The sequence below is a fragment of the Mangrovihabitans endophyticus genome, from assembly GCF_014646155.1.
GTDB lineage: Bacteria > Actinomycetota > Actinomycetes > Mycobacteriales > Micromonosporaceae > Actinoplanes > Actinoplanes endophyticus.
On sequence record NZ_BMMX01000007.1, the window covers coordinates 40573 to 65777 of the forward strand.

Consider the following 25205-nt stretch of genomic DNA (forward strand, 5'->3'; position numbering starts at 1 on the left):
CCTAGCGCGATAGGGTCTGGCGGAAGTCGGAGCGCCTCACAGGGTCCGTAACACGACGGAAACAATAGGGATACAGGTGGGCAATTCCGTGCCCATAGCGTCGCGTCCAGCCTAGCCCTGCGGCGGCTCCGCCGCCCGGTTCGAAAATACTGTGCCAGGAGGACGTGTGTTCGCCAATTCTGAGGAACTGCTGCGATACCTCAAGGACGAGGACGTCAGGTTCGTCGACGTACGGTTCTGTGACCTCCCCGGCGTGATGCAGCACTTCACCACCCCGGTGGAGTCGTTCGACGACAGCATCATGACTGACGGCCTCGCCTTCGACGGGTCCTCGATCCGCGGGTTCCAGGCCATCCACGAGTCGGACATGCTCCTGCTGCCGGACGTCGCCACCGCGTTCATCGATCCGTTCCGGATCCAGAAGACGCTGGCGCTGAACTTCTTCATCCACGACCCGTTCACCCGCGAGGCCTACTCGCGTGACCCGCGGAACGTGGCCAAGAAGGCGGAGACCTACCTGGCCTCCAGCGGCATCGCCGACACGGCCTACTTCGGCGCCGAGGCCGAGTTCTACATCTTCGACTCGATCCGCCACCAGACCTCGGCGAACAGCTCGTTCTACTACATCGACTCGATCGAGGGCGCCTGGAACTCCGGCAAGGAGGAAGAGGGCGGCAACCGCGGCTACAAGACCGCGTACAAGGGCGGCTACTTCCCGGTGGCTCCGCTGGACCACTACTCCGACCTGCGCGACTCCATGGTGCGCCGGCTGATGGACGCCGGTTTCACCATCGAGCGCGCCCACCACGAGGTCGGCACCGCGGGCCAGGCTGAGATCAACTACAAGTTCTCCACCCTGCTGCACGCCGGCGACCAGATGCAGATGTTCAAGTACATCATCAAGAACACCGCCTGGGAGAACGGCAAGACCGCGACGTTCATGCCCAAGCCGCTGTTCGGCGACAACGGCTCCGGCATGCACACCCACCAGAGCCTGTGGCTGAACGGCGAACCGCTGTTCTACGACGAGACCGGATACGCCGGGCTCTCGGACACCGCGCGCTGGTACATCGGCGGCCTGCTGCACCACGCGCCGTCGCTGCTCGCCTTCACCAACCCGACCGTCAACTCGTACCGGCGCCTGGTGCCCGGCTTCGAGGCCCCGGTCAACCTGGTCTACTCGCAGCGCAACCGCTCCGCCTGCACCCGCATCCCGGTGACCGGCAGCAACCCGAAGGCCAAGCGCGTCGAGTTCCGCGTGCCGGACCCGTCGAGCAACCCGTACCTCGCCTTCTCCGCCATGATGATGGCCGGCTTGGACGGCATCAAGAACAAGATCGAGCCGCCGTCCCCGATCGACAAGGATCTCTACGACCTGCCGCCGGAGGAGTGGGGCTCGGTCAAGCAGGTGCCGGGCTCGCTGGACGCGGTGCTGGCGTCGCTGGAGGCCGACCACGAGTTCCTGACCGCCGGTGGCGTGTTCACCGACGACCTGATCTCGACGTGGATCGACTGGAAGCGGGCCAACGAGATCGACCCGGTCCGCCTGCGCCCGACCCCGCACGAGTTCGAGATGTACTACAACGTCTGATCCTCGGGCGGCACCTTCGCCAAGCGGCGGCCATGTCAGCACACCCTGCTGGCATGGCCGCCGTTTCGTGTGCCCACGGGCGGGCGGAGATGCTGGGCCGGGCAGGGCACAATCGAGTGGTGGAGATCCGGCTGCTCGGCCCGGTGGAGCTGCGCACCGGCACCGGTGAACCGGTGCCGGTCACCGGCGCGCGGCTGCGCACCCTGCTCGTGCTGCTCGCCCTGCAGGCCAACCGGACCGTCACGCCCGGACGCCTGATCGACGGCGTGTGGGCCGACGACCCGCCCGCGGCGGCCGGCAACGCGTTGCAGGCGCTCGTGTCCCGGCTGCGCCGCACCGGTCTGGTGGTCACCGCCGGGCCGGGCGGATATTGCCTCAGCATCGACGCGGACCGGGTGGACGCCGCCCGATTCGCGCGCCTGGTCGGCGACGGCGACGCGGCGGAGGCGCTCCGGCTCTGGCGGGGCGAGCTGACGTTTCCCGAGGCCGCGCAGGCTGACGCCGTACGGCTGGAGCAACTGCGCCGGACCGCGACGCGGGAGCATCTCGCGGCCCGGTTGAGCGCCGGCGAGGACGTGGTCGCCGAAGCGGAACGGCTGGCCGCCACGCATCCGGCGGACGAGCCGCTGGCCGGGCTGCTGATGCAGGCGTTTGTCGCGACCGGCAGCCCCGGGCGCGCGCTGGACGTGTTCGACCGGATGCGCCGCCGGCTGGCCGAGACGCTCGGCACCGACCCCTCCCCCGAACTGACCGAGTTGCATCTCGGCATCCTGCGCGAGGATCGCTCCCGGCACGGCAACCTGCCGGCCGAGGTGAGCAGCTTCGTGGGCCGGGACGCGGACCTGCGCCGCGTCGGGGATCTGCTGGCCGAGCACCGCCTGGTCACGTTGACCGGTCCGGGCGGCAGCGGCAAGACTCGGCTGTCGCTGGAGACCGGACGGCAGTTCGCGATGCACGCGCCGGACGGCGTGTGGCGGGTGGAGCTCGCCCCGGTGACCGATCCGGCCGAGGTGCCGCAGGCCGTGCTCGGCGCGCTCGGGCTGCGCAGCCGGATGCTGGTGGCGCACGCGGGTGACTCGGTGTCCCCGCTCGCCCGCCTCGCCGCCGCCGTGAGCAGCAAGGCCATGCTGGTCATCCTGGACAATTGCGAGCATCTGATCGGCGCCGCGGCGCGGGTGGCCGAGACGATGGTGCGTGCGTCCCCCGGGCTGCGCCTGCTGGCCACCAGCCGGGAACCGCTGGGCATCCCCGGCGAGCGGTTGTGGCCGGTGGAGCCGCTGGCGTTGCCGCCGCCCGACGCCGACACGACCACGGCGATGAGCTACCCCGCGGTGCGGCTACTGCTGGACCGCGCCGCCGGGTTCGGCCTGGACGAGGCCACCACCGCACCCGCCGTCCACGTCTGCCGTGCGCTGGACGGCATGCCGTTGGCCATCGAGCTGGCCGCCGCCCGGCTGCGAACGCTGCCCGTCGAGGTGCTGGCGGGCCGCCTGGACGACCGGTTCCGGCTGCTGACCGGGGGGAGCCGCACCGCGCTGCCCCGGCACCAGACGCTGCGGGCGGTGGTGGACTGGAGCTGGGATCTGCTGGACGAACCGGAACGCCGGCTCTGGCAGTGCCTGGCGGTGCTTCCCGGCGGCGCCGATGTCACCGGCGCCGAGCGGATGTTCGGGGCGGATCCGGATCTGCTCGGGTCGCTGGTCGACAGGTCTCTGCTGGTGCTCGGTCCGGGCGGCCGCTACCGGATGCTGGAAACGATCCGCGAGTACGGGTGGGCACGGCTGGCAGAGTCGGGCGAGCCCGAGTCGACGCGCCGGGCGGTGGCGGCGTACCTGCTGGACCTCGCCGCCCGCGCCGAGCCGGAGCTGCGCCGCGCGGATCAGTTGGAGTGGCTCCGCCGGCTGGACGCCGAGCACGACAACATGCTCGCCACGATCCGCGCCGCGATCGACGCCGGAGACGCCGCCACCGGCTGTGCGATGGTCGCGCGGCTCGGCTGGTATTGGTGGCTGCGCGGACACCGCGCCGAGGGTGCGCAGCTCGGCATCGAGGTGCTCGCCCTGCCCGGTGCGGCGGACCGCCGCGACCGCGCGCTGGCCCACGCGCTCTGCGCGATGAACGGCCTGGAGGGCGCCCTCGACATGGACGTCGTGCACGCGCATTTCCGCGCCGCCCAGGAGCTCGACACGACCATCCCGGATTCGCACCTGCTGCTGCGGCTCGTGCGGCCGTTGAATGCGATGTTCGCCGTGGACGACGAGGCGGAGTGCTTCCGCCAGGTCGGCGGCCTGATCGAGGACTCCGACCCGTGGCTGCGCGCCGCCGCCCTGATGATCGACGGTGTGTTGCGGATCAACTTCGGACACCGCGCCGACACCGCGGAGCGGTCCCTGCGCGCGTCCTCGGAGGCGTTTCGCGCGCTCGGCGACCGCTGGGGCATCGCGTTCACCCTGAGCATGCTGGGTGACATGGCCGCCAGCCGTGGCGACTTCACCGCGGCCGTGCGCACCCAGCGGGAGGCCATCGCGATGGTGCGCGAGGTCGGCATCCGCGAGGACATCCCGCAGTTGGAGGCGAAGCTGGCGCACCAGTTGTTGCTGGCCGGCGAGGAGGATGAGGCGCGCCGCGTGCTCAAACAGGCGGAGGCCTCGGCGGAGGCGGTGGGCCTGCCCGAGGTGCTGGCCTGCGTGGTGTTCAGTCAGATCACCTTCGACCGCATGGACGGCGACCTGGCGGCGGCACGGGAGAAGCTGGACAAGGCGGCCCGCCTGATGCGGGAACCGTCGTTCGCGCCGCAGGCGGTAGCCCTGGCCCGGTCGGTACGCGGGATGGTGGAGGCCGCCTCGGGCGAGCTGGCCGCCGCGCGGTGCCTGCACGCCGATGCGCTCCGCCTGTCCCGGGAGTCGAAGGACCGCCCCGTGGTGGCGCAGTGCCTGGTCGGCGTGGCCGACCTGGCGATGCGGGAGGGCGATCCGGCGCGCGCCGCGCGGCTGATCGGCGCCGCCGACGGGGTGCGCGGTTCGGTCGACCTGGCGCTGCCGGACACCGCCCGGATCACCACGCAGGCCCGCGCCGCACTGGGCGACGCGGGCTACGCACAGGCGTACGCCGATGGTTCGACGGTGACCATGGCGGCCATGATCGAGGCGGCCATGATCGAGGCGGCCGGGCTGTCCGGCCCGGACGCGCCGGCCGGGTGAACCGGCCTCAGAGCAGGCGGCCCAGCCGCAGGAACACCGTTTCGCCGGTGGCGTCGTCCAGGCCGTCGTTGTCGGTCACCGCGTAGGTCCGGCCGTCGCCGGCGACCGCGAGTCCCTCGACCTTGTCCTGCACCCAGCCGTGGTCCGCGGACAGCGCCGGCAGCAGGTCCTTGACGAGCCGCTTGTGCACGGTCGGCATGCCGGTCCAGTGCGCCGGCACATCGAACGCGTAGATCCGCTTGATGGACGCCGCCGGTCCGCGCTGGTTGTCGCGTTCGATCACCGCGAACGTGTTGCGGTCCACGGCCACCAGCTCGCTCAGCCCCACCCAGCCGGTGTCCGCCTTCTCCAACGGGTAGCCGAGCCACGACCAGCCGCCGGTGCGCAGGTCGTACCGGCCGATCCGGGTGATGCCCGCCGGGTCGGTGGTCAGCTCGCGCTGCACGGCCACCCAGAGCGCGCCGCCGGATTCCGCCACCCCTTCCAGGCCGTTGGTGGTGACCGCGGCGGCCACGTCGGCCGGCAGCGGGACCTCCTGCCGCACGGCCCCGCCCCGGTCCAGGCGCACCAACAGGTTCGGCGTCGTCTTGGCGCCCTCGACGGCGAGCCACCAGCCGCCGCCGCGGCGGGCGACGAGACCTTCCGCGTCGTACCCGACCGGTACGCCGTCCTTGGTCACGGTGAGCTCGTCGGTGATCGCGGCGGGCCGGGTGCGGGTGTCGACGGTCAGGATCCGGGTCGGCGAGTAGACCGCGTCGGTGACCGTCTGCACCTGCCACGGGCGGCCGGGCACCGGGCTGAGGGCCGACAGCGCCCCCCAGGGGATCTCGTTCCGGGAGACGATGGACGGGAACGCGCCCCGGCCGATGCCGTACACCTGAACCGTGCCCCGGATGCCGTTGTCCGGATCGTCCTCCTCGCTGGACACCACGAACAGCCCACGAGACGGGACGGCGACCACGCCCTCCGGCCCGTTGGTGGTCGGCAGCATCTGGCGGAACACCGGCGCCCAGGGGCGACTCACGTCGTACACGGCGGTGAAGTTTCCGCGCTCGGAGTTGACGAAGACGTACGGAACGCCGCCGAACCGGCCGAACGCCACGTTCTCCGGCTCGATGCCCTTGGCGTCCGAGCGCTTGTCCGGGTACAGCCCGTGCTCGACGGCCAGATGTTCGAGGGTGTTACCCGCGTCCCAGACCACCCGGCCCCGGCGGTCGAAGATGGACCATCCGCGCGTACCGCCCTCATAGTCGCCCTCATTCGCGGTCGCGAACAGGTCGTCGGACAACCAGGCCACGCCGTCCGGTTCCCGCTTGGCGGTGATCGTGCCGTCCAGCGTGATCCGGTCGTCGTCCCGGGTGTCCACACCGGACACCGTCACGGTGCCGGCGCTGAAGTGTGCCCGCACTCGGCGGCTGCGCAGATCCACCACTGCCAGGTGGTTGTTCTCCTGCAGGCTGACCACGGCCTCGTCGCGGGAGTTGATGCTGACGTACTCGGGCTCCGGATCGCCGGGGCCAACCTCGGCCAGGCCGGTCAGATCGACGCGGTGCACGGTCCACGTCCGCGTGTCGATCACCGAGAGCCAGCCGGGCGGCAATTGCGGCAGCGCTCCGCCGTTGACGTCCTCGTCGCGTTCGTTCTCCACGGCGACCGCGACGTAACGGCCGCTGGGCGCCACGGCCACCGAGTCCGGCTGTCCGCCGAGGTCGATGCGGGCGCGGACGGTACGCGTACGTGCGTCGACCACGACGAGTTCGCCGGACGGGTTGGTGTAACTCTCGCTGGTGTTCACCGCGGCCAGCAGCAGCCCGCCCAGATGGGCCACCGACGTCGGCTCGCCACCCAGGGCCAGCGTGCCCGCGGGTCGCGGCCGGCCGGGGTCGCGGATGTCGACGAAGCCGAGCCGTTCGCCCGGGCTGTCGGTGTAGACCACCGTGCGGCCGTCCTCGGTGACGGTGGAGATCTCCGCCGAGGCCGTGTCGTCGATCGACGTGTTCCGGTACGCGGGAAAGGTGGCCAGCCGCTGGAACGTGACGCCGTGGGGGTGGCGCGGACGGGCGGACGCGGCGGCGGGCAGTCCGGACGCGGCGAGGACCGCTCCCGTCCCGGCCAGCGCGACCGCCATGCGGAATCGGCGTGATGATGTTGCTGTCGGCATGTGCTCTGCCTACGTGCCGTCTCTGTCCGGTTCATGGACGGCGGGCGAACGGACGGTTATCGCGTCCGGAGCGGCAGCGCAGACCCGGGTCAACCGGGACGCGCCGGGCCGCGGTCTCGCCGGTGCGCCCAGACGGCGAGCACCAACACTCCCGCGGTCATGGCGAGCGCGCCCTGCGCCTTGGTGGCCAGGGCCAGGTTGTAACCGTCCGGAAGGCACAGGGCGGAAGCCACCGCGCAGGGCACGACCAGCCATCGGGTGCCCCGGTGCATCGAGGCCGCCAGCACGGCCAACGGCCACGTCGCGTACCACGGGTGGAAGACCGGCCCGAAGACGACGGTCGCGGCCAGGGCCAGGCCGGCACCGTACACCGCGCGCCGGGGATCCGGCCCGGTGCGCAGGGTCCGCCACCAGAACGCGACAAGCACCATGGCGAGGGTGACCAGGCCGCAGCCGCGGGCGACCGGCACCGTGTCGCCGGACACCCCGAACGCGCGGCCGACCAGGTCGGCGGTCATGCCGACGGCGGTCGGCAGCGAGGTCCACTGCACCGAGGCGCCGGAACCGGCGAGGTTGGCGAGCCACCCCAGGCCGAGCCCGGACGCGAACGACACGGCGGCGAGCGCCGCCACGGCGCCGCCGACCATGGCGACGGCGGGCCGCACCAGCGCGGCGAGCCGGCCGAGCACGCCGATATCGGCGTCGTCATCGGCACCGACGTCGGCCCGATCGGCGTCCGGCCTCGCGCGAGGGGGCACCGCGACGAGCACCGCGAACGGGAGCACCACCACGGCGGTGATCTTGATCCCGGCGGCGAGCCCGAGGAGAACGCCGGCCGCGACCGGCATGGCCGTCGGCGCTCTGCTCTGCTCACCGATGCGCACCGCCACGGCCAGCCCGGCCACGGCCAGCCCGACCATCAACGCGTCGTTGTGCGCGCCGGAGATCAGGTGCACCGCCACCAGCGGGCATGCCAGCGCCAGCCAGGCCGCCCGGGCCGTTGGCACGCCGCACCGGCGGGCAAGCACCGGCAAGCACACCCCGGTCAACACCACGCCGGCCACCGCGACACCCCGCAGGATCGCGATCGCCCCGGTCAGCGAACCGCCGAGCTTCGCCGCCGCAGCAGCCACCACCAGAAACACCGGTCCGTACGGCGCGGGCGAGTCCCGCCACGTCGGCGCCACCGCGTCCAGCCACGGACAGCCCACCTGCTGCGGCCCCGCGCCGTACGGATCCAGTCCGGCCGACAGGGCGTACCCCTGGCAGGCGTAGGAGTGCACGTCGTAGCTGCCCAATGGTGGCAACGCCAGCAGCGGCAACGCCCACAGCGCCGCGGTCACCCACGCCCACCGTGCCGACGGCACCACCCGCAGCCCGGCCACCCAGGCCGTGATCAGCAGCCCGATACCGACCAGCCACCCGAGGGGCGCGATCACCCCTTCGCGGCCGGCGAACACGGACGCCGCGGTCATCGTCGATTCCCACGGCGACCGCGCACCGTGCTGCCAGGCCACCGCGGCGAGAAGCAGGCTGCCGGCCAGGCCGCCGAACCGCACCAGCGCCGGCGCGAACCGCCGCGCCGGAGCCACGTCGGCCGCAGCATCCTCCGGTGTGTCGTGTCGGGCGCGGCTCGGCAACGGCATGGCGGCCACCCTACCGGGGCTCGCCGGGCCCGCCGGTCACTCCCGGTAGGGTCGGCGTCCATGTGGACGAGGTGGCGCGCCGAAACGACGTCCGGTGTGCTGGCCGGGGTGCTCGCCGTCGCCTATCTCCTGCTCCCCCGCATGGGGTCGGACCTGTCCGCGCAGGTGGCCCGGGCGACATTCTTCGCGGCGCACGGCTACACCCCGATCGATCTGCGCTGGTACGGCGGCGTCGACCAGCTCGGCTACAGCCTGGTGTCACAGCCGGTGATGGCGGTCCTCACCGCCCCGGTCACCGGCGCGCTCGCCCTGTTCCTGGCGGCGGTGGCCGGCACCATCCTGCTGCGCCGCACCGGAGCGGCCCGCCCGGAACTGGCCGGTGCGTTGCTCACCGTCTGCCTGGCCGGCAACCTCGTCTCCGGCCGCGTCACGTACGGGCTGGCGGTGCTGTTCGGCCTGCTGGCGCTGCTCACCCTGACGCATCCGGCATGGCGCTGGGCGTCCGCCGTGCTGGCGCTGATCGCCTCCGCGACCAGTCCGGTGGCCGGGCTGTTCCTGGGCCTGGCCGGGGTCGCCCTGCTGGTCTCTCGCCGGTACGGCGCCGGCCTGCTGGTCGCGGTCCCCGCCGCGATCGCGCTGGCGATGGTCGCGGGCCTGTTCGGCGACGGCGGCTGGATGAACATCAGCCGCACCGACGCGGTCCGCGCGATCGGCACCAGCCTGGCGGTGGCGGTGCTGGTGCCGCGCTGGCCGGTGCGCGTCGGCGGGCTGCTGTCCGCGGCCGGGGTGCTGCTGGCCGCGCTGGTGCACACCCCGGTGGGGCTGAACGCCACCCGGCTCGCGGTGATGTTCGCGCTTCCGGTGCTCGCCGGGTACGCGGTGCTGCCCCGGCTGTCCCGGATGCCGTGGTGGGCGCTGGTCCCGCTGCTGGCCGCGGCCGTCTGGTGGCAGCCGCCGGTGGTGGTGGGCGACGTGCGCGACATCGGAAACCCGACGGCCGACCCGGCGTACTTCGCGCCGCTGCGCGAGCGGCTGGCCGCGCTGCCGATGAGCGGCCGGTTGGAGATCCCGCCCACCCGCGACTATTGGGAGTCGGCACGGATGGGCGACGTTCCGCTCGCCCGTGGCTGGCTGCGCCAGGCCGACATCGACCGCAACCCGTTGTTCTTCGCCGAAGTGCCGGGCGCGTCCGGGACCGGCGCGGCGCTCACCCCGGCCACCTACCGCGCCTGGCTGGCCGAGAAGTCCGTGCAGTACGTGGCGGTGCCGGACACGGAACTGTCCTGGGTGGGCCGGGACGAGGCGGCGCTGGTCGGGTCCGGTCTGCCCTATCTCACCGAGATCTGGTCCGGCGCGCATTGGCGGCTCTACTCGGTGCGCGACGTGCAGCCGATCGTGGCGCCACCGGCGTCCCTGGTCGCCCAGGACGCGGCGTCACTCACCCTGAACGCCCCGGACGCGGCGGACATCGTCGTCCGGGTCCGGTATTACCCGTGGCTGCGGGCCGACGGCGGCGCCCTGGTGGAACAGAGCGGCCGATGGACGCTGCTGCGGGTGCCGGCGCCCGGTCGTTACACCCTGTCGAGCGCGGTCGCCGTCGGCTGACGCGTCGGCCGGCCCGCGACGACGCTCACGATTCCAGGACGCGTTCCATCGCCGCCCGCGACCGGCGGGTGACCCGCAGGTAGCGGTCCACGAACGCGCCCGGGTCACCGCCGTCCAGCAGTTGCACCGCACCGGCCAGCTCCGGGCCGTGCGCCGGTAGCTGGTCGGTCGGCCGCCCGCGGACCAGGGTCAGGGCGTTGCGCACCCGGGCCGCCAGCAGCCATCCGGCCGCCATCGCCGCCGCGTCCACCCGGTCCACCAGGCCGGCCTCGCGCTCGGCGGTCAACGCCTCCAGCGTCTGGGTCAGCCGCAGCCCCGGCAGGGCGTATGCGTGCCGCAGTTGCAGCACCTGCACCGCCCACTCCACGTCGGTCAGCCCGCCACGCCCCAGCTTGGTGTGCGTGTGCGGATCGGCGCCGCGCGGCAGCCGTTCGCGTTCCACCCGTGCCTTGATCCGGCGGATCTCGACGATCTGCTCCCGGCTCAGCCCGCCACCGGGGTAGCGCACGCCGTCGGCCAGTTCCTCGAAGCGCCGGCCCAGGTCGGGGTCGCCGCAGACGTACCGGGCGCGCAGCATCGCCTGCGCCTCCCAGACCCGCGACCATCGGGCGTAGTACTGCTGGTACGCGTTGAGGCTGCGCACCAACGGCCCCTGCCGGCCCTCGGGCCGCAGGTCCGCGTCCACGCCCAGCGGCGGGTCGTGCGCGGGCGCGCCGAGCAGCCGGCGCATCTCCTCCGCGATGGCGTGTGCGGCGGCGCTGGCGGCGCTGTCCGCCACGCCCGGCGGGGCGGCGAACACGAACAGCACGTCGGCGTCGGACGGGTAGCTCATCTCGTACCCGCCGAGCCGCCCCATGCCGATGACGGCGAACTGCAGCCCGTCCGGTCCGGGGTGCACGGCGCGGGCGATCTGCAGGGCGGCGGCGAGGGTGGCGTCGGTGACGTCCGACAGGGCGATGCCTATCGCCTCCACGTCCACCGGCTGCGCCGGGGCCAGGCTGTCCGCCCGGCTCAGGATGTCCGCGCAGGCGAGCCGGAACAGTTCCCGGCGGCGCAGCGCCCGGACCGCGGTGATCGCCTTGACCGGGTCGGCGGGGTGGCGGGCCGCCGCGGCGGCGAACCCCTCGATCAGGGTGGACCGCGAGCGGGGTTGCAGCTCGGTGTCCTCGGCCAGCAGCCGCAACGCCTCCGGGTCGCGGGTGAGCAGGTCGGCCGCGTACTTGCTGAGGCTCAGCACGCGGGCCAGTCGTTGCGCCACCGGACCGCCGTCGCGCAGCAGGCGCAGGTACCACGGGGTGCTGCCGAGCTTGTCCGAGACGTGCCGGTAATTGAGCAGGCCACGGTCCGGTTCGGGCGCGTCGGCGAACTCCTGCAGCAGCATGGGCAGCAGGGTTCGTTGGATCGCCGCGGTCCGGGTCACCCCTCCGGTGAGCGCCTGCAGGTGACGCAGCGCGGCGGCGGTGTCCGCGAAGCCGAGGATCTCCAGCCGACGGCCGGCCGACTCCGGGGTCATGCGCAGCACCTCCACCGGCACCCGCGCCACCGCTTCCAGCAGCGGCCGGTAGAGCAGTTTCACGTGCAGGCGCCGGACCTGCGCGGCGTGCGAGACCCAGTCCGAGCGGAACGCCTCGACGGCGTCACGGCCGGGCATGGCGGTGTAGCCCAGTGCGGCGACGAGCCACCGCAACGCCTGCGGATCCGCCGGCACGATGTGCGTACGGCGCAGGTTCTGCAGTTGCAGGCGGTGTTCGACGCTGCGCAGGAAGCGGTAGCCGCGCAGCAGCGTCTCGCCGTCCTGTCGTCCCACATAGCCGCCGTTGACCAGCGCCCGCAGCGCCGGAAGGGTGCCCGCATCCCGCAGCGTCTCGTCGATCCGGCCGTGCACGAGTTGCAGCAACTGCACCGCGAACTCGATGTCCCGCAGACCACCCGGGCCGCGTTTGATCTCGCGGTCGACCCGGTCCGGCGGCACGTTGTCGATGATCTTGCGGCGCATGTCGCGGACGTCGGCCACCGCTTCCGGCCGTTCCGCGGCGTTCCAGACCAGCGGGGCTAGATCGTCCAACCACTCCAACGCCAGCGTCAGGTCACCGGCCGCCGGGCGGGCCTTGAGCAGCGCCTGGAACTCCCAGGTGCGCGCCCAGCGCCGGTAGTACGCCTGATGGCTGGCCAGGGTGCGGACCAGCGGCCCCCGACTGCCCTCCGGGCGCAGCGCCGCGTCCACCTGCCACGCGACCTGCCCGCAGATCTCGATGATGCGCGCGGCCACCGTGGTTCCGGCGGCCAAGTCCTCGTCCCCGCCCGCCACGAAGATGACGTCCACATCGGACACATAGTTGAGCTCGTTGCCACCACACTTGCCCATCGCCACCACCGCCAGCCGCGGCTCGGCGGCGGTGGCGGGCAGCCCGGCCACCGCGATCGCGTACGCGGCGGCCAGGGTTTCGTCGGCGAGCCGGGACAGTGCCGCCATGGTGGGTTCCAGGCCGCGACCGCCGGTGAGGTCGGCCGCCACGATGCGCAGCAGCGCTATCCGGTATGCCCGGCGCAGGTCCGGCACGGTCGGCGGGCCGTCGCCCATCGAGTCCGGCAGTTCCAGGTGCCCCTCGGCGCTGGGCGGCAGACCGCTCTTGCCGGTGGCCAGCATCCGCCACTCGTCCGGATTGGCCACCAGGTGGTCGCCGAGCGCCGACGAGGCGCCGAGCACCGCGACCAGGCGACGTCGCAGCCCCACGTCGCGGCAGAGCTCGGCGAGCATCGTGCCGGCGGCGACCCGCCCCGGGTCGTCGGCGTCCACCGGACGCGCAGCCGGATCGGCGTCCACCGGACGCGCAGCCGGATCGGCGTCCACCGGACGCGCAGCCGTGCGGGCCACCGCCTCCGCGACGCGATGCAGTTGCCGCAGCGCCAGGTTGGGGTCCGCGGCACGGGACAGGGCGTGGATCAGCTCGGCCGACGGGGTGTCCACCGGTTCCTGGGCCTCGTCGTCCCACAGCCGCAGGCCGGACGGGCCGAGCAGGTCGGCCGCGCTGGCCCCGTTGGCGGCGAATCCGTAGCGGGCGAGCCGGCTGGGCCTGGTCATCGCACGTCACCGCACTCCGGCCGGTGCCGCGGGGCGCCCGTCACTGGCCCAGCAACGGCAGCGTGCGGGCGGTGCCGGGGTTGGGAATGTCGGCGTTCGGCAGCGTGCCCAGCGCCAGCGACGCGAACCGGGCGGCGAACGGCTGCCACACCTCCTCCACATCGGCGAGCGCCTGCTCGGTCGCGGCGAGCACCGCATCCGCGTGGTAACCCAGCTCGTCCAGCGTCGCCGCGTCCGAACGCACCCACCGCTCGATCATCGCGGCGTCGCACTCGATGTGGAACTGCACGCCCCAGGCCCGGTCGCCGATCCGGAACGCCTGGTGCGGGTAGCTGCCGGAGGCGGCCAGCAGGACGGCGTTCAGCGGCAACTCGGTGATCTCGTCGCGGTGCCACTGCAGCACGTCGGGCATCAGTGGGACGTACCGGAACAGCGGGTCGGTGTCGGCGGCGTCCCGCTTGCCGACCAGCGCCGGCCCGATCTCCGGCCCGGCGGTGCTGCGCTCCACCAGCCCGCCGTGTGCCGCGGCAAGCAGGTGCGCGCCCAGGCAGACCCCCAGGGTGGGCACGCGGTGCCGGACAGCCTTGCGCAGCAGCCCTTCCAACGCCGGGAACCACGGCGCGCCGGGCACACCGTTCGCGTCCGGATAGGCGCTCTGATCACCCCCGAGAACCACCAGCGCGAGGTGGTCGTCCAGGTCGCCGGGCAGCTCGTCGCCGGCGTGCGGCCGCAGCACGGTCAGCGGCAGCTCGGCTTCGGCGAACCACTCCCCCAGCCGGGCGAGGTCGTCGGACGGGTCGTTCTCGATGACTAGCGCGGTTCCCACCCCCCGAGGCTATCCGTTCTCCCGGCACACCCGTGGTGGGTAGTTGTGCCGTGCCGCCGGCCCCGGCCCTGCTCGTAGCGTCGGGGCACCGAGAAGACGTCGGGCATCGAGACGAACCGGAAGCCGGGAGGGATCATGGGCGACGATTACCACGTGGCGGTGAGCCGCGGGACCGCACTGGCGGACACCTTCGCGCGGGCGCAGGATCCGCTGCTGCGCCTGGCCGCGCCGCTGCGCGGGGCGTGCGAGGCGATCCGCACCGGGGATGCCGGACTGGACGCCGAAACGGCGGCGGTGGCCCGGCGTGTCGACGGCCTCTATCGCCTGATGGCGCAGGTGTTCGCCACGCTGTCCGCGAACGTGAGCGACGCCGTCGCGGACTACCGCGACGCGGACGAGGCGGTCGCGGCGGCCTTCCGGGAGTTGATGTCCGACGACACGGCCACGACGCCGAGCGGACCACCGCCGGTCCGCGACAACGTCCCGGTCGGATAGGAGACGACGATGGCGCAGGCACCTCCGGGATTCGGAGATCCGCAGAGCATCGCCGCCGTGCCCGCCGCCGGGCAGGACGCGATCACCACGCTGGACGAGCTGACCGAGACGGTCAACCGGGACGTGACCGCCACCGTCCCGGACTACTGGGGCGGTGACACCGCGAACGCGCTCGCCCGCTTCTGGAACCGCAACATGAGCTGGCTGTCCCGGTATTCAAGCGGCGCGTACGGCGTCTGGCTGCAGCGCATCGACCAGGCCGCGGTGACCATGGCCAAGGCCCGGCAGGCACTGGAGAACACCCGCAAGTTCGCCGACGACAACGGCCTGGCGGTGCGCGCCGACCTGGTGGTGGTGCCCCGAGACACGACCCGGCCGGGTGTCCAGGCGCTGGTCATGGCGGCGCAGCGAGGCGTCAACGCGAGCGTGTACCTGGCCGAGCAGGCCCGGCAGCAGGTCCGTGACGCGAACCAGGAGTTCAACGCGCGCATGGACCACCTGGAGCAGTCCGCGAACGAGATCAACGAAGTGCTCCAGCGCAGTGGCCGGACCAGCGGCAAGCTCAACGCCGTCAAACGCAAGCGCCCCCCGTCCGAGCGCAGCCGCCAGACCACCCAGGAACGCCTCTACGAGGGCACCGTCCGGGTGCCCGGCAGGAACAAGGGCGACTGGATCAGCGGCGAGCGCGGTGACGGGGTGTGGCGGCCGCACCGGCCGGAGGACTACGGGCTGCAGTGGCCCAAGGACACCATCACCTGGCGCGAGGGCGTCCCCGACCTGCGGGAGCACAGCGTCCCGGTGCACCGCATGCCGGACGGCGACGACGCCTGGCTCACCGACCTGCGCGGCCTGAACGGCAAGTATCGCAACGACTACGACATCGCCGACCACACGCTGGCCGACCGGATGGGCTGGACACCGGAACGGGTCGCCGCCTGGCGCAAGGAGAACAACTACGTGTGGCACCACTACTCGACAAGCGAGATGCAGTTGGTGCCCGGCCGGGTGCACCGCGGCCTGCCGCACGACGGCGGCGCCAGCGACCTGAAATGACACCGCCGGCCCCCGGCCGGCACGCTCCTCACCACACGGCGGGCTAGGCGATGCAGGCGGTGACGATCAGCGCGGCGCCGAAGTGGGCGGCGGCGCTCACCGTCGCACCCGGGTGGCGCTCCGGTGTGCAGATGACCTCGCCCAGCTTGCCCGGCGTCATCCAGTCGAGGACCAGGAACCCGACCCCCATGATGACGATACCGAGCAGGCCGAAGATTACCGTGGAGGCCAGTCCCTTGCCGAACGAGTCATAGCTGGTCCAGATCGCGGTGAACACGATGACCGCGATGCCGAGTTGGTTCGCCGCGAGCAGCAGGGCCGCGTTCGGGTTCCGGTCACGCCAGATGAGGTCTCGCAGCTTGCCCGGTGTGAGCACGTCGACCAGCACATAGCCGGCGGCCATCAAGCCGATGCCGATCAGTCCGAACACGATGCTGCGCCCGGCGCCGGACAGCAGGTCTTCCAGCACATCCACTCCCTCGTCGCGATCTGACCAGGGGCACGGTAGCCGACCGGCGCTCGCCGTGGATCGACCGGTCCGCCGAAACTCCGGCGGAACTCCTAAAGCACGCCCAGGTAGCGCTGCCGCTCGTACGGCGTGACCTCGCGCCGGTACTGCTCCCACTCGGCCCGCTTGTTGCGCAGGAAGAAGTCGAAGACGTGCTCGCCGAGCACCTCGGGGACCAGTTCCGACTTGGCCATCACGTCGATCGCCTCGGACAGGTTCTCCGGCAGCGCGTCGTACCCCATCGCACGGCGCTCGGCAGCGGTCAGCGACCAGACGTCGTCCTCGGCGCCGGGGGGCAGCTCGTACCCCTCCTCGATGCCCTTGAGGCCGGCGCCGAGCATCACCGCGAAGGCGAGGTACGGATTGGTGGCCGAGTCGATCGAGCGCACCTCGACCCGCGCCGAGTTGGGCTTGCCGAACGCGGGCACCCGCACCAGCGCGGACCGGTTGAGGTGTCCCCAGCTCACGAAGGCCGGCGACTCGGTGATCCGGTCGGTCAGTTGCAGCGGGAAGAGCCGCTTGTACGAGTTCACCCACTGATTGGTGACCGCGGTGTATTCCCGGGCGTGCACCAGCAGGCCAGCGATGAACGCGCGGGCCGTCTTGGACAGCTTCAGCGGGTCGTCGCCGTCGAAGAAGGCGTTGCGCTCCCCCTCGAACAGCGACAGGTGTGTGTGCATGCCGCTGCCCGGCTGGTCGGTGTACGGCTTCGGCATGAACGTGGCGCGCACGCCCTGTGACAGCGCCACCTCCTTGACCACATGCCGGAACGTCATCACGTTGTCCGCGGTGGTCAACGCGTCCGCGTACCGCAGGTCGATCTCCTGCTGGCCGGGGGCGACCTCGTGGTGGCTGAACTCCACCGAGATGCCGATCCGCTCCAGGGCGAGCACGGCCTGCCGCCGGAAGTCGCGGGCCACCGCGTGTGTGGTGTGGTCGAAGTAACCGCCGTTGTCCACCGGCACCGGCACCGCGCCGTCCAGCGGGGTGTCCCGGATCAGGAAGAACTCCACCTCGGGGTGGGTGTAGAAGGTGAAGCCCTTCTCCGCCGCCTTGGCCAGCATGCGGCGCAGCACGTGCCGCGGGTCGGCCCAGGCCGGGGTGCGGTCGGGCAGCAGGATGTCGCAGAACATCCGGGCGCTCTCGCCGCTGACCCCGCCCTCGAACGGGAAGACCTGGAACGTGGTCGGGTCGGGCATGGCGATCATGTCCGACTCCGAGACGCGGGCGAAGCCCTCGATCGCCGAGCCGTCGATGCCCATGCCCTCCTCGAAGGCGGACTCAAGCTCGGCGGGGGCGACGGACACGCTCTTGAGGGTGCCGAGCACATCGGTGAACCAGAGACGCACGAAACGGATGTCGCGCTCCTCGAGCGTACGAAGCACGAACTCCTGCTGTCGGTCCACGTCCACCCCTCTGATCAGCCTCCGGCGAGTCAGTCTTCCCCGGCCCCATTACGCCGAGATTACGCTCCGCAAGCCCGGCGAGATGTCGCGGGTAAGGCCCGACATCGCCCTCAGACCCTACGACAGCGCGCCCCGGCGAGGCACGGCAACGCTTGCGGAACAATAAGAGAATGCCCACGATGCGCCTCGCCCTCGCCCAGGTCAACTCGACCGTCGGTGACATCGCCGGCAACGCCGCCGCGGTGCGCCGCTGGTCACGCCGCGCGGCGGACGCCGGCTGCCAGCTTGTCGCGTTCCCGGAGATGATGTTGACCGGCTATCCGATCGAGGATCTGGTGTTCCGGGACTCGTTCGTCACCGCCTCCCGGCACGCCCTCGACACCCTCGCCGCCGACCTGGCCGCCGACGGCCTCGGCGACATGGCCGTCGTGGTCGGTTATGTGGACGCCGACGGACCGCCGCCGACCAGCGCCGAGGCCACCCCGGGCCGCGGCCGGCGGGACGCCTCGGCGTTGCTGACCGGTGGCCGGGTGGCCGCCACGTATTTCAAGCACCACCTGCCCAACTACGGCGTCTTCGACGAGGACCGCTATTTCGAGCCGGGCGACACGTTGACCGTCGTACGGTTCGGCGGCACCGATGTCGCGCTCACGGTCTGTGAGGACCTGTGGCAGTCAGGCGGCCCGTTCGCCGCCGCGCGGCGCGCCGGCGTCGGCATGGTGCTCAACATCAACGCGTCGCCGTACGAGCTGAACAAGGACGACGTACGCCTGTCGCTGGTGCGGCGGCGCGCGGCCGAGGCCGGCGCCACCGTGGCGTACGTGAACCTGGTCGGCGGCCAGGACGAACTGGTCTTCGACGGCGACTCGATGATCGTGACCGCGGACGGCGAGCTGCTCGCTCGGGCCGGGCAGTTCACCGAGGAGCTCCTGTTGCACGACGTCGAGCTGCCCTCGGCTGGCGACGCGACGCCGAACGCGCCGGGCGGCACCACGCAGGCCGCGCCGCGGTCCAGCGGGCCGGTCCGGGGCGAGGCGATCCGGGGTGAGGATCGGGGCTCGGACGACATGGCCGTGGAGCGTGTCGAGATCGGCTCGGCGCCGCGGCCGTTGCGCGACGGCCCGGCGGTCGGCGGGATCGCCGAGCGCATCACCGACGAGGCCGAGATCTGGTCCGCGCTGACCCTGGGGTTGCGCGACTACGTGAACAAGAACGGCTTCTCGTCGGTCGTGGTGGCCGTCTCCGGCGGCATCGACTCGGCGGTGGTCGCCGCGATCGCGGTCGACGCGATCGGGCCGGACCGGGTGGTCGGCGTCTCCATGCCCAGCGGGCACTCCTCGCAGCATTCCCGCGACGACGCCGCCGACCTGGCCAAGCGCACCGGGCTGGACTACCGCGTGGAACCGATCCAGCCGATGGTCGATGCGTTCCTGGCCAACATCGCCCTGTCCGGCCTGGCCGTGGAGAACCTGCAGGCCCGCGTGCGCGGGGTGATCCTGATGGCGCTGTCGAACCAGGAGGGCCACCTCGTCCTCACCACGGGCAACAAGAGCGAGCTCGCGGTCGGCTACTCCACCCTTTACGGCGACTCGGTCGGCGGCTTCAACCCGCTCAAGGACGTGCCCAAGACGATGGTCTGGAAACTGGCCCGCTGGCGCAACGCCGACGCCGGCCGGCGTGGGGGCGAGCCACCGATCCCGGAGAACTCCATCGCCAAACCACCGTCCGCCGAACTGCGGCCCGGTCAGCTCGACACCGACTCGCTACCCGACTACGAGGTGCTCGACGCGGTTCTCAACGGCTACATCGACTATGACCAGGGCCGCGCCGACCTGATCACGGCCGGGCACGACGCCGCCGTGGTGGACCGGGTGCTGCGCATGGTCGACATCGCCGAATACAAGCGTCGGCAGTCGGCCCCCGGCACCAAGATCTCGGTCAAGGCGTTCGGCCGGGATCGTCGCCTGCCGATCACCAACCGGTTTCGCGAAGGTGTGTGATGACCTCCACTGACCCCTGACCATGAACGCCGCGCGGTGCGACGATCGGGGCATACCCGGGGACCGCACCGTGCGGCCTCGAGGGAAGGAGAAGTGCGATGTCCGACGTTCCCACCCTGTACGGCGGGCCACCTACCCGGCGGGTACGCACCCGCGACCTGCTCGCCGCGAAGAGCCGCGGCGATCGCTGGCCGATGCTGACTTCGTACGACATGTACACCGCGGCGATCTTTGACCGGTCCGGCGTGCCGGTTCTGCTGGTCGGCGACTCCGCGGCGAACAACGTCTTCGGCTTCGAGACCACCGTCCCGGTCACCGTGGACGATCTGCTGCCGCTGGTACGCGCCGTGGTCCGCGCCACGAGCACCGCGCTGATCGTGGGCGACCTGCCGTTCGGGTCGTACGAGGAGGGGCCCACCCAGGCGCTGCGCACCGCGGTGCGGTTCATGAAGGAGGGCGGCTGCCACGCGGTCAAGCTGGAGGGCGGGCGCCGCGTCGCGGCGCAGATCGAGGCGCTGACCACCGCCGGGATCCCAGTCATGGCGCACATCGGTTTCACGCCGCAGAGCGAGCACGCCATCGGCGGTTACCGGGTGCAGGGGCGGGAACGCGCGGGGGCGGACATCATCGCCGACGCGCACGCGGTGGCCGAGGCGGGCGCCTTCGCGGTGGTGCTGGAGATGGTGCCGGGCGAGGTGGCCAAGCAGGTGACCAAGGAACTGGCCATCCCGACCGTGGGCATCGGCGCCGGGCCGGACACCGACGCGCAGGTGCTCGTCTGGCAGGACATGGCCGGGCTGCGCACCGGCGCGGCGCCGCGGTTCGTGAAGCGCTACGCGGACCTGGCGGGCGTGCTGGAGGACGCCACCCGGCGGTTCGCCGACGAGGTGCGTGGCGGCGAGTTCCCGGCCGCCGAGCACACGTTCTCCTGAGCCGTCCGGCCGCACAGACCCGGGTCGACCGACCGTGATCACAACCGGTTAGATCGCAGATGGCACACTTCCTCCACGGAGGTGTGACATGTCCGTGCCAGCCCGGATCAGTCTCGCCACGCTCGGCGTCGCCGACGTGGCTCGTTCGACCGAGTTCTACGCATCGCTGGGGTGGAAGCTGTCCCCCGCCTCGGTGCCCGCGGTGGTCAGCTTCTTCCACACCGCCGGCGGGCTGCTCTCGCTCGTCAAGACCGACGACGTGTCGACGGACGCGGGCATCGCCCCGCGCCGGTCCACCGACTTTCGTGGCGTGATGCTGGCCATCAACGTGGCGTCACCGGCGGAGGTCGACGAGTCGTTACGGGCCGTGGTGCAGGCGGGCGCGGCGCTGGTGAAGGCGGGCGGCGAGGCCGACTGGGGCGGATACGTGGGCTACTTCACCGACCCGGACGGGCATCTGTGGGAAATCACGTACAACCCCGGTTTTCCGCTCGACCACGACGGCGTGCCGCGCCTGCCGTGACCACGCTCAACGTTCGAACCGGACGGTACGCGACGTCGGATCCGCCTGTGTGAGCGTGACCTCGACCCGCTCGCCCAGTGGCAGGTCGCCGTGGCAACGGGCGCGGACCGCCGGATCGTCGATCGCCACCGTTCCGCCCGGTCGCTTCTTCGACGCGTCGTCGACGTCCACCACGCCCGCGTCGAACCTCTCGCCCACCCGGTGCTCCAACAGCACCGCCTCGGTCAGGTCGACCGCCGCCCGGCCCGCCGTGGCCGCCACCCGGCCGGTCGTGCTCATCACCTCCGGCAGCCGGGGCAACGCCGTCCGCGCCCACTCCGGCACCGGGCGTTGCTCGTGCAACGCCAGGCACACCTCGGTCACATACCGGTCGGCCAGCCGTCGCAGCGGGGCCGTGACATGCGCGTACGGCGCACCGACCCCGCCGTGTCCGGTCTGTGCCGGAGCCGAACCGTCGAAGGCGGTGTATCCGGCGCCGCGCAACAGTTCGGCGGCCTGGTCGAGGAAGGCCGCGCCGCGGGGCGTGCCCGGGTCGGCGTTCGCCACGACCGCGCCCACCGTCGCGCCCTCCGGCCAGGCCACCCCCAGCGACTGCGCCGCCGCCCGCAACTTCGCCACCGCTTCCGGGGCTGGCGGCGGCATCGTCCGCAGCAGGCCGACCCGCCCGCGCAGCATCAGCGTCGCCGCGGCCATCCCGGTCAGCAGGGAGATCTGGGCGTTGTGCTCCTCCGCCGGGCGCGGCGCCCGCAGCACCAGGCGCCAACCCTGCCCGTCGCGTTCCACTTCCTGCTCGGGCAGGGGAAGGTTCACCGCGCCGCGGTCCGACGACCGCGCGGCGAGCAGGGTGCCTATCTCCGGCAGCAGCGCAATCGGTTCCGGCAAGGTGCCCGCGTCCGCGGACGCCTGCACGGTGCGGTAGTCCAGTCGCGCCCGGCTACGAACCCGCGAGCGCGCCAACTCGATCGCGGTGATGCCGCCGTCGCGGTCCAGGTCGATCGTCCACACGACCGCGGCGCGGTCCACGTCCGGCAACAGGCTCGCGGCGTCCTCGCTCAGCACCGCCGGATGCAGCGGCACCCGCCCGTCCGGCAGGTAGACCGTCTGCCCCCGGCGCCAGGTCTCGGCTTCCAACTCGCCACCCGGCCGTACGTACGACGCCACGTCCGCGATCGCGTATTCGACGCGGTATCCGCCGTCCCGGCGGCTCAGGCACATCGCCTGGTCGAGGTCGCGGGAACCGGCCGGGTCGATGGTGACAAAGGGACGCCCGGTGCGGTCCGCGCCCTCGTCCGGAGGGTCGGCGGCGGTGGTCTCGGCCTCGCGCTGCGCCTGTGGCGGGAACGCCTCGGGAAGGTCCAGTTCGCTGCGCAGCGCGGAGAAGTCGATGCGCGGCGCACGCATCCGTCTGATCGGCACGCCCTCTTTCTACCCGGCCGGCGTACGAAGAATCGGTTCCCGGTACGCCGAAAGGGCCACGCCGCGCCGGCGTGACCCTCTCGTGGTGCGATTCGTCAGGCGGTGCGGGCCGCCGTCTTGCGCGTCGTGCCGCCACGGGTGCGGCCGTTGCTTGCCGCGGTGGCCTTGCGCGCGGCGGCAGCGGAGGACGGCCGACTGACCCGGTTCGCGTTGGTCGCCGAGGTCTTCGCGGTCGCGCCGCCCTTCGTGGCGTTGGACGCCTTCGCGCGAGCGGTGCTGGCCTTCGCACGGCTGGGTGCGGCGTTACCGCTCGCCCGGTTCTTGGCCGGCGTCGCCTTGCCCGCCGCGGTCTTCTTCGCCGCCGTCTTCCTCGCCGTCGTGACCTTCGCCGCCGTCTTCTTCGCCGCTGTCTTCTTCGCAACGGCGGTCCTGGCGGTGGTCTTCTTCGCCGCAGGCGCCTTCTTCGGGGCGACCGTCTTCTTCGCGGTGGTGGCCTTGGCCACCGTGGGCTTCTTCGTGACGGCCTTCTTCGCCGTGGTGGCCTTGGCGGCGGTGGGCTTCTTCGCCGCGGTGGTGGCCTTGGCCTTGGTGGTGGCCTTGGTGGCCTTGGTGGCCTTGGCCTTGGTGGTCGCCTTGGTGGCCTTGGTCGCCTTGGCCTTGGTGGTCGCCGACCTCGCCGCGGTGGCCGCCTTCGCGGCGCTCTTGGCCGCGGTCACCGCCTTCGCCGCGCTCCGCGAGGTCGCCGGCTTGGCAGCGGCTCGGGTGGTGGTGGCCTTCGCCGTGGTGGGCTTGGTGGCCGTGGGCTTGGCCTTCACCGTGGTGGGCTTGGTGGCTGTGGGCTTGGCCTTGCCGGCCACGGACTTCGCTGCCGGCTTGGCAGTCGTCTTCGCCGCCGCGGGCTTGGCAGGCGTCTTCGCCGCCGCGGACCGGCTGGTGGTGGACTTCGCCGCCGGGCGGGTGGACGCGGTCTTCGCGGCGGCCGGGCGGGTCGACGCCGGCTTCTTGGCCGCGGCACGCGCCGTGGTGCTCGTCCGCTTGGCGGTCGTCGAGGTCGCCGCCGCGACCGGCTTGGCCCGCCGGGTAGTCGTGGTCTTGCCCGCAGCGCCCGTCGAGGTCGCCGTCGTCGGTGCCGAAGCGGCCGTGGTCGGCGCGGCGGACGGTGCCGCCGCGGACGGCGTGCTGGTCGTGGACGTGGTCATCGTGGTGGCGGCGGATGCCGCGGTGGCAGGCACCTGCCTCGTGGTGGCCTTCTTAGTGGCCATGAGGATGCTCCTTGGATACGAAATGAGACTGTGGCTGTGCTCCGCCTACAGACCGCGAGATTCCGACGAAGATGCGTGATTCCGCCGCCGGTTCAGCTTTCCTCCCCTGTCCAGCGGGCGTCCTCCGCCTCCCACGCCGCGTTGCGCTTCTCGACGGTTTCGAGGGCTCGCATGGCGTCGTCGGTGGAGGCATACGGACCGAGCCGGTACTGAGCGGGACACACATCGTCCCCGGTCTCGACCCGCTTGTGGCGCAGGCACCAGAAAAAGGCACCGTCACCAGGCCCACTGTCGTGCATGACAACACTGTGCACCTCAAACCAACCATGCGCTACCGATTCGGGCAAAAAGCACCGAAATTCCATAGTGGATTGCGGAAAAGAACCCCCGATCGGACGAAAATCCGCCCGCCCCACGGTCGCGGGACGGGCGGATTTCGAGATCGGAGGGAGACGCGGCTCAACCCAGCTCGGCAGCCACCAATTCGGCGATCTGCACCGCGTTGAGCGCCGCGCCCTTGCGCAGATTGTCGTTGGAGATGAACATCGCCAAGCCGTTCTCCACCGTGTCGTCGACACGAATCCGGCCCACGTAGGAGGGGTCACGACCGGCCGCTTGCAACGGCGTCGGGATGTCGGCGAGCTCCACGCCGGGTGCCGACGCCAGCAACTCGCGCGCCCGGGCGGGCGGCAGCGGGCCCGCGAAGCGGGCGTTCACCTGGAGCGAATGGCCGGTGAAGACGGGCACCCGCACGCAGGTGCCGGAGACTTTGAGCTCGGGGATGTCGAGAATCTTGCGACTCTCGTTGCGCAGCTTCTGCTCCTCGTCGGTCTCGTCGCTGCCGTCCTCCACGATCGAGCCCGCCAGCGGCAGCACGTTGAACGCGATCGGCCGGGCGAAGTTGCGTTGCGCCGGGAAGTCCACCGCGGCGCCGTCATGGGTCAGTTCGGTCGCCCGGTCTGCGACCTTCTTGACCTGTTCGTCCAGTTCGGAAACGCCGGACAGGCCGGCACCGGACACCGCCTGGTAGGTGGTCGCCACCATGGCGACCAGCCCGGCCGCGTCGTGCAACGGGCGCAGCACCGGCATCGCGGCCATCGTCGTGCAGTTCGGGTTGGCGATGATGCCCTTCGGACGCCGTCGTGCCGCATCCGGGTTCACCTCGGACACCACGAGGGGGACCTCGGGATCCATCCGGAACGCCGACGAATTGTCCACGACCACCGCGCCCGCCTCGGCGACCAGCGGGGCGAACTGCTTGGCGCTGCCCTTGCCCGCGGAGAACAGGACGATGTCGAGCCCGCGGTAGTCGGCCGTCGCGGCGTCCTCCACGGTCACCTCGCCGTCGCCCCACGGCAGGGCACGCCCGGCGGAACGCGCGGACGCGAACAGGCGTAGCTGGTCAACGGGGAACCGGCGCTCGGCCAGGATGCGGCGCATCACGCCGCCCACCTGTCCGGTCGCGCCTACGATGCCGATCCTCATGCCGACAAAGTACG

Annotated in this window: 18 protein-coding genes; 9 read left to right on the top strand and 9 right to left on the bottom strand. The window is 72.0% G+C overall.

The window, feature by feature from the left end; all coding sequences use genetic code 11:
• Nucleotides 1-166: 166 nt before the first annotated feature.
• Nucleotides 167-1591 carry a type I glutamate--ammonia ligase gene (gene glnA, locus IEY73_RS11250; protein WP_189079096.1) on the top strand — a complete coding sequence of 475 codons (1425 nt, stop codon included), beginning with the start codon at nucleotides 167-169 and terminating at the stop codon, nucleotides 1589-1591.
• Between the two features lie 53 nt (nucleotides 1592-1644).
• Nucleotides 1645-4791, top strand: a complete 3147-nt coding sequence (locus tag IEY73_RS11255) for an ATP-binding protein (RefSeq protein WP_229715754.1) — start codon at nucleotides 1645-1647, stop codon at nucleotides 4789-4791.
• A 7-nt stretch (nucleotides 4792-4798) separates the two neighbouring features.
• Here IEY73_RS11255 and IEY73_RS11260 read toward each other — a convergent pair whose 3' ends face one another.
• The gene (locus IEY73_RS11260; protein WP_229715755.1) at nucleotides 4799-6919 is read right to left on the bottom strand and encodes an esterase-like activity of phytase family protein; all 2121 of its coding nucleotides are present in this window, start codon (nucleotides 6917-6919) and stop codon (nucleotides 4799-4801) included.
• A 122-nt stretch (nucleotides 6920-7041) separates the two neighbouring features.
• Complete coding sequence (mptB, locus tag IEY73_RS11265; RefSeq protein WP_189079098.1) at nucleotides 7042-8598, bottom strand: polyprenol phosphomannose-dependent alpha 1,6 mannosyltransferase MptB; 1557 nt, start codon at nucleotides 8596-8598, stop codon at nucleotides 7042-7044.
• A 60-nt stretch (nucleotides 8599-8658) separates the two neighbouring features.
• Here mptB and IEY73_RS11270 point away from each other — a divergent pair, with 60 nt between their 5' ends.
• Nucleotides 8659-10203, top strand: a complete 1545-nt coding sequence (locus tag IEY73_RS11270; protein WP_373292773.1) for a hypothetical protein — start codon at nucleotides 8659-8661, stop codon at nucleotides 10201-10203.
• Nucleotides 10204-10228: 25 nt separating this feature from the next.
• Here IEY73_RS11270 and IEY73_RS11275 read toward each other — a convergent pair whose 3' ends face one another.
• Together IEY73_RS11275 and IEY73_RS11280 are read right to left on the bottom strand one after the other, a co-directional pair.
• Nucleotides 10229-13285 carry a bifunctional [glutamine synthetase] adenylyltransferase/[glutamine synthetase]-adenylyl-L-tyrosine phosphorylase gene (locus IEY73_RS11275; RefSeq protein WP_189079099.1) on the bottom strand — a complete coding sequence of 1019 codons (3057 nt, stop codon included), beginning with the start codon at nucleotides 13283-13285 and terminating at the stop codon, nucleotides 10229-10231.
• Nucleotides 13286-13325: 40 nt separating this feature from the next.
• Nucleotides 13326-14111, bottom strand: coding sequence for a type 1 glutamine amidotransferase (locus IEY73_RS11280; protein ID WP_189079100.1), 786 nt, complete (start codon nucleotides 14109-14111; stop codon nucleotides 13326-13328).
• Nucleotides 14112-14246: 135 nt separating this feature from the next.
• On the opposite strand from IEY73_RS11280, the gene IEY73_RS11285 reads away from it, so the two are divergent.
• Nucleotides 14247-14606: a DUF6317 family protein gene (locus IEY73_RS11285; RefSeq protein WP_189079101.1), complete on the top strand. Its 360-nt coding sequence runs from the start codon at nucleotides 14247-14249 to the stop codon at nucleotides 14604-14606.
• Between the two features lie 9 nt (nucleotides 14607-14615).
• Nucleotides 14616-15659, top strand: coding sequence for an HNH endonuclease (locus IEY73_RS11290; protein WP_189079102.1), 1044 nt, complete (start codon nucleotides 14616-14618; stop codon nucleotides 15657-15659).
• 43 nt (nucleotides 15660-15702) lie between these two features.
• On the opposite strand, the gene IEY73_RS11295 is transcribed toward IEY73_RS11290, so the two are convergent.
• Together IEY73_RS11295 and IEY73_RS11300 are read right to left on the bottom strand one after the other, a co-directional pair.
• Nucleotides 15703-16128 (bottom strand): DUF350 domain-containing protein, encoded by a 426-nt coding sequence (locus IEY73_RS11295; RefSeq protein WP_189079103.1) that lies wholly within the window; start codon nucleotides 16126-16128, stop codon nucleotides 15703-15705.
• A 92-nt stretch (nucleotides 16129-16220) separates the two neighbouring features.
• Nucleotides 16221-17573: a glutamine synthetase family protein gene (locus tag IEY73_RS11300; RefSeq protein ID WP_189079104.1), complete on the bottom strand. Its 1353-nt coding sequence runs from the start codon at nucleotides 17571-17573 to the stop codon at nucleotides 16221-16223.
• A gap of 170 nt (nucleotides 17574-17743) precedes the next feature.
• Here IEY73_RS11300 and IEY73_RS11305 point away from each other — a divergent pair, with 170 nt between their 5' ends.
• The 3 genes from IEY73_RS11305 to IEY73_RS11315 all read left to right on the top strand — a co-directional run bounded on the left by IEY73_RS11305 (nucleotide 17744) and on the right by IEY73_RS11315 (nucleotide 21028).
• Nucleotides 17744-19573 (top strand): NAD+ synthase, encoded by a 1830-nt coding sequence (locus tag IEY73_RS11305; RefSeq protein ID WP_189079105.1) that lies wholly within the window; start codon nucleotides 17744-17746, stop codon nucleotides 19571-19573.
• Nucleotides 19574-19671: 98 nt separating this feature from the next.
• A complete protein-coding gene (panB, locus tag IEY73_RS11310; protein ID WP_189079106.1) occupies nucleotides 19672-20505 on the top strand; it encodes a 3-methyl-2-oxobutanoate hydroxymethyltransferase in 834 nt (277 codons plus the stop codon).
• A gap of 88 nt (nucleotides 20506-20593) precedes the next feature.
• Complete coding sequence (locus IEY73_RS11315) at nucleotides 20594-21028, top strand: VOC family protein (protein ID WP_189079107.1); 435 nt, start codon at nucleotides 20594-20596, stop codon at nucleotides 21026-21028.
• Between the two features lie 6 nt (nucleotides 21029-21034).
• Here IEY73_RS11315 and IEY73_RS11320 read toward each other — a convergent pair whose 3' ends face one another.
• Nucleotides 21035-22444 (bottom strand): RNB domain-containing ribonuclease, encoded by a 1410-nt coding sequence (locus tag IEY73_RS11320; protein WP_189079108.1) that lies wholly within the window; start codon nucleotides 22442-22444, stop codon nucleotides 21035-21037.
• 102 nt (nucleotides 22445-22546) lie between these two features.
• On the opposite strand from IEY73_RS11320, the gene IEY73_RS11325 reads away from it, so the two are divergent.
• Nucleotides 22547-23785, top strand: coding sequence for a hypothetical protein (locus IEY73_RS11325; RefSeq protein ID WP_189079109.1), 1239 nt, complete (start codon nucleotides 22547-22549; stop codon nucleotides 23783-23785).
• A 13-nt stretch (nucleotides 23786-23798) separates the two neighbouring features.
• Here IEY73_RS11325 and IEY73_RS11330 read toward each other — a convergent pair whose 3' ends face one another.
• Both IEY73_RS11330 and IEY73_RS11335 read right to left on the bottom strand, forming a co-directional pair.
• On the bottom strand, nucleotides 23799-24005 hold the full coding sequence (locus IEY73_RS11330) for a hypothetical protein (RefSeq protein WP_189079110.1): 207 nt from the start codon (nucleotides 24003-24005) through the stop codon (nucleotides 23799-23801).
• Between the two features lie 160 nt (nucleotides 24006-24165).
• Nucleotides 24166-25191 (bottom strand): aspartate-semialdehyde dehydrogenase, encoded by a 1026-nt coding sequence (locus IEY73_RS11335; protein ID WP_189079111.1) that lies wholly within the window; start codon nucleotides 25189-25191, stop codon nucleotides 24166-24168.
• Nucleotides 25192-25205: the final 14 nt, after the last annotated feature.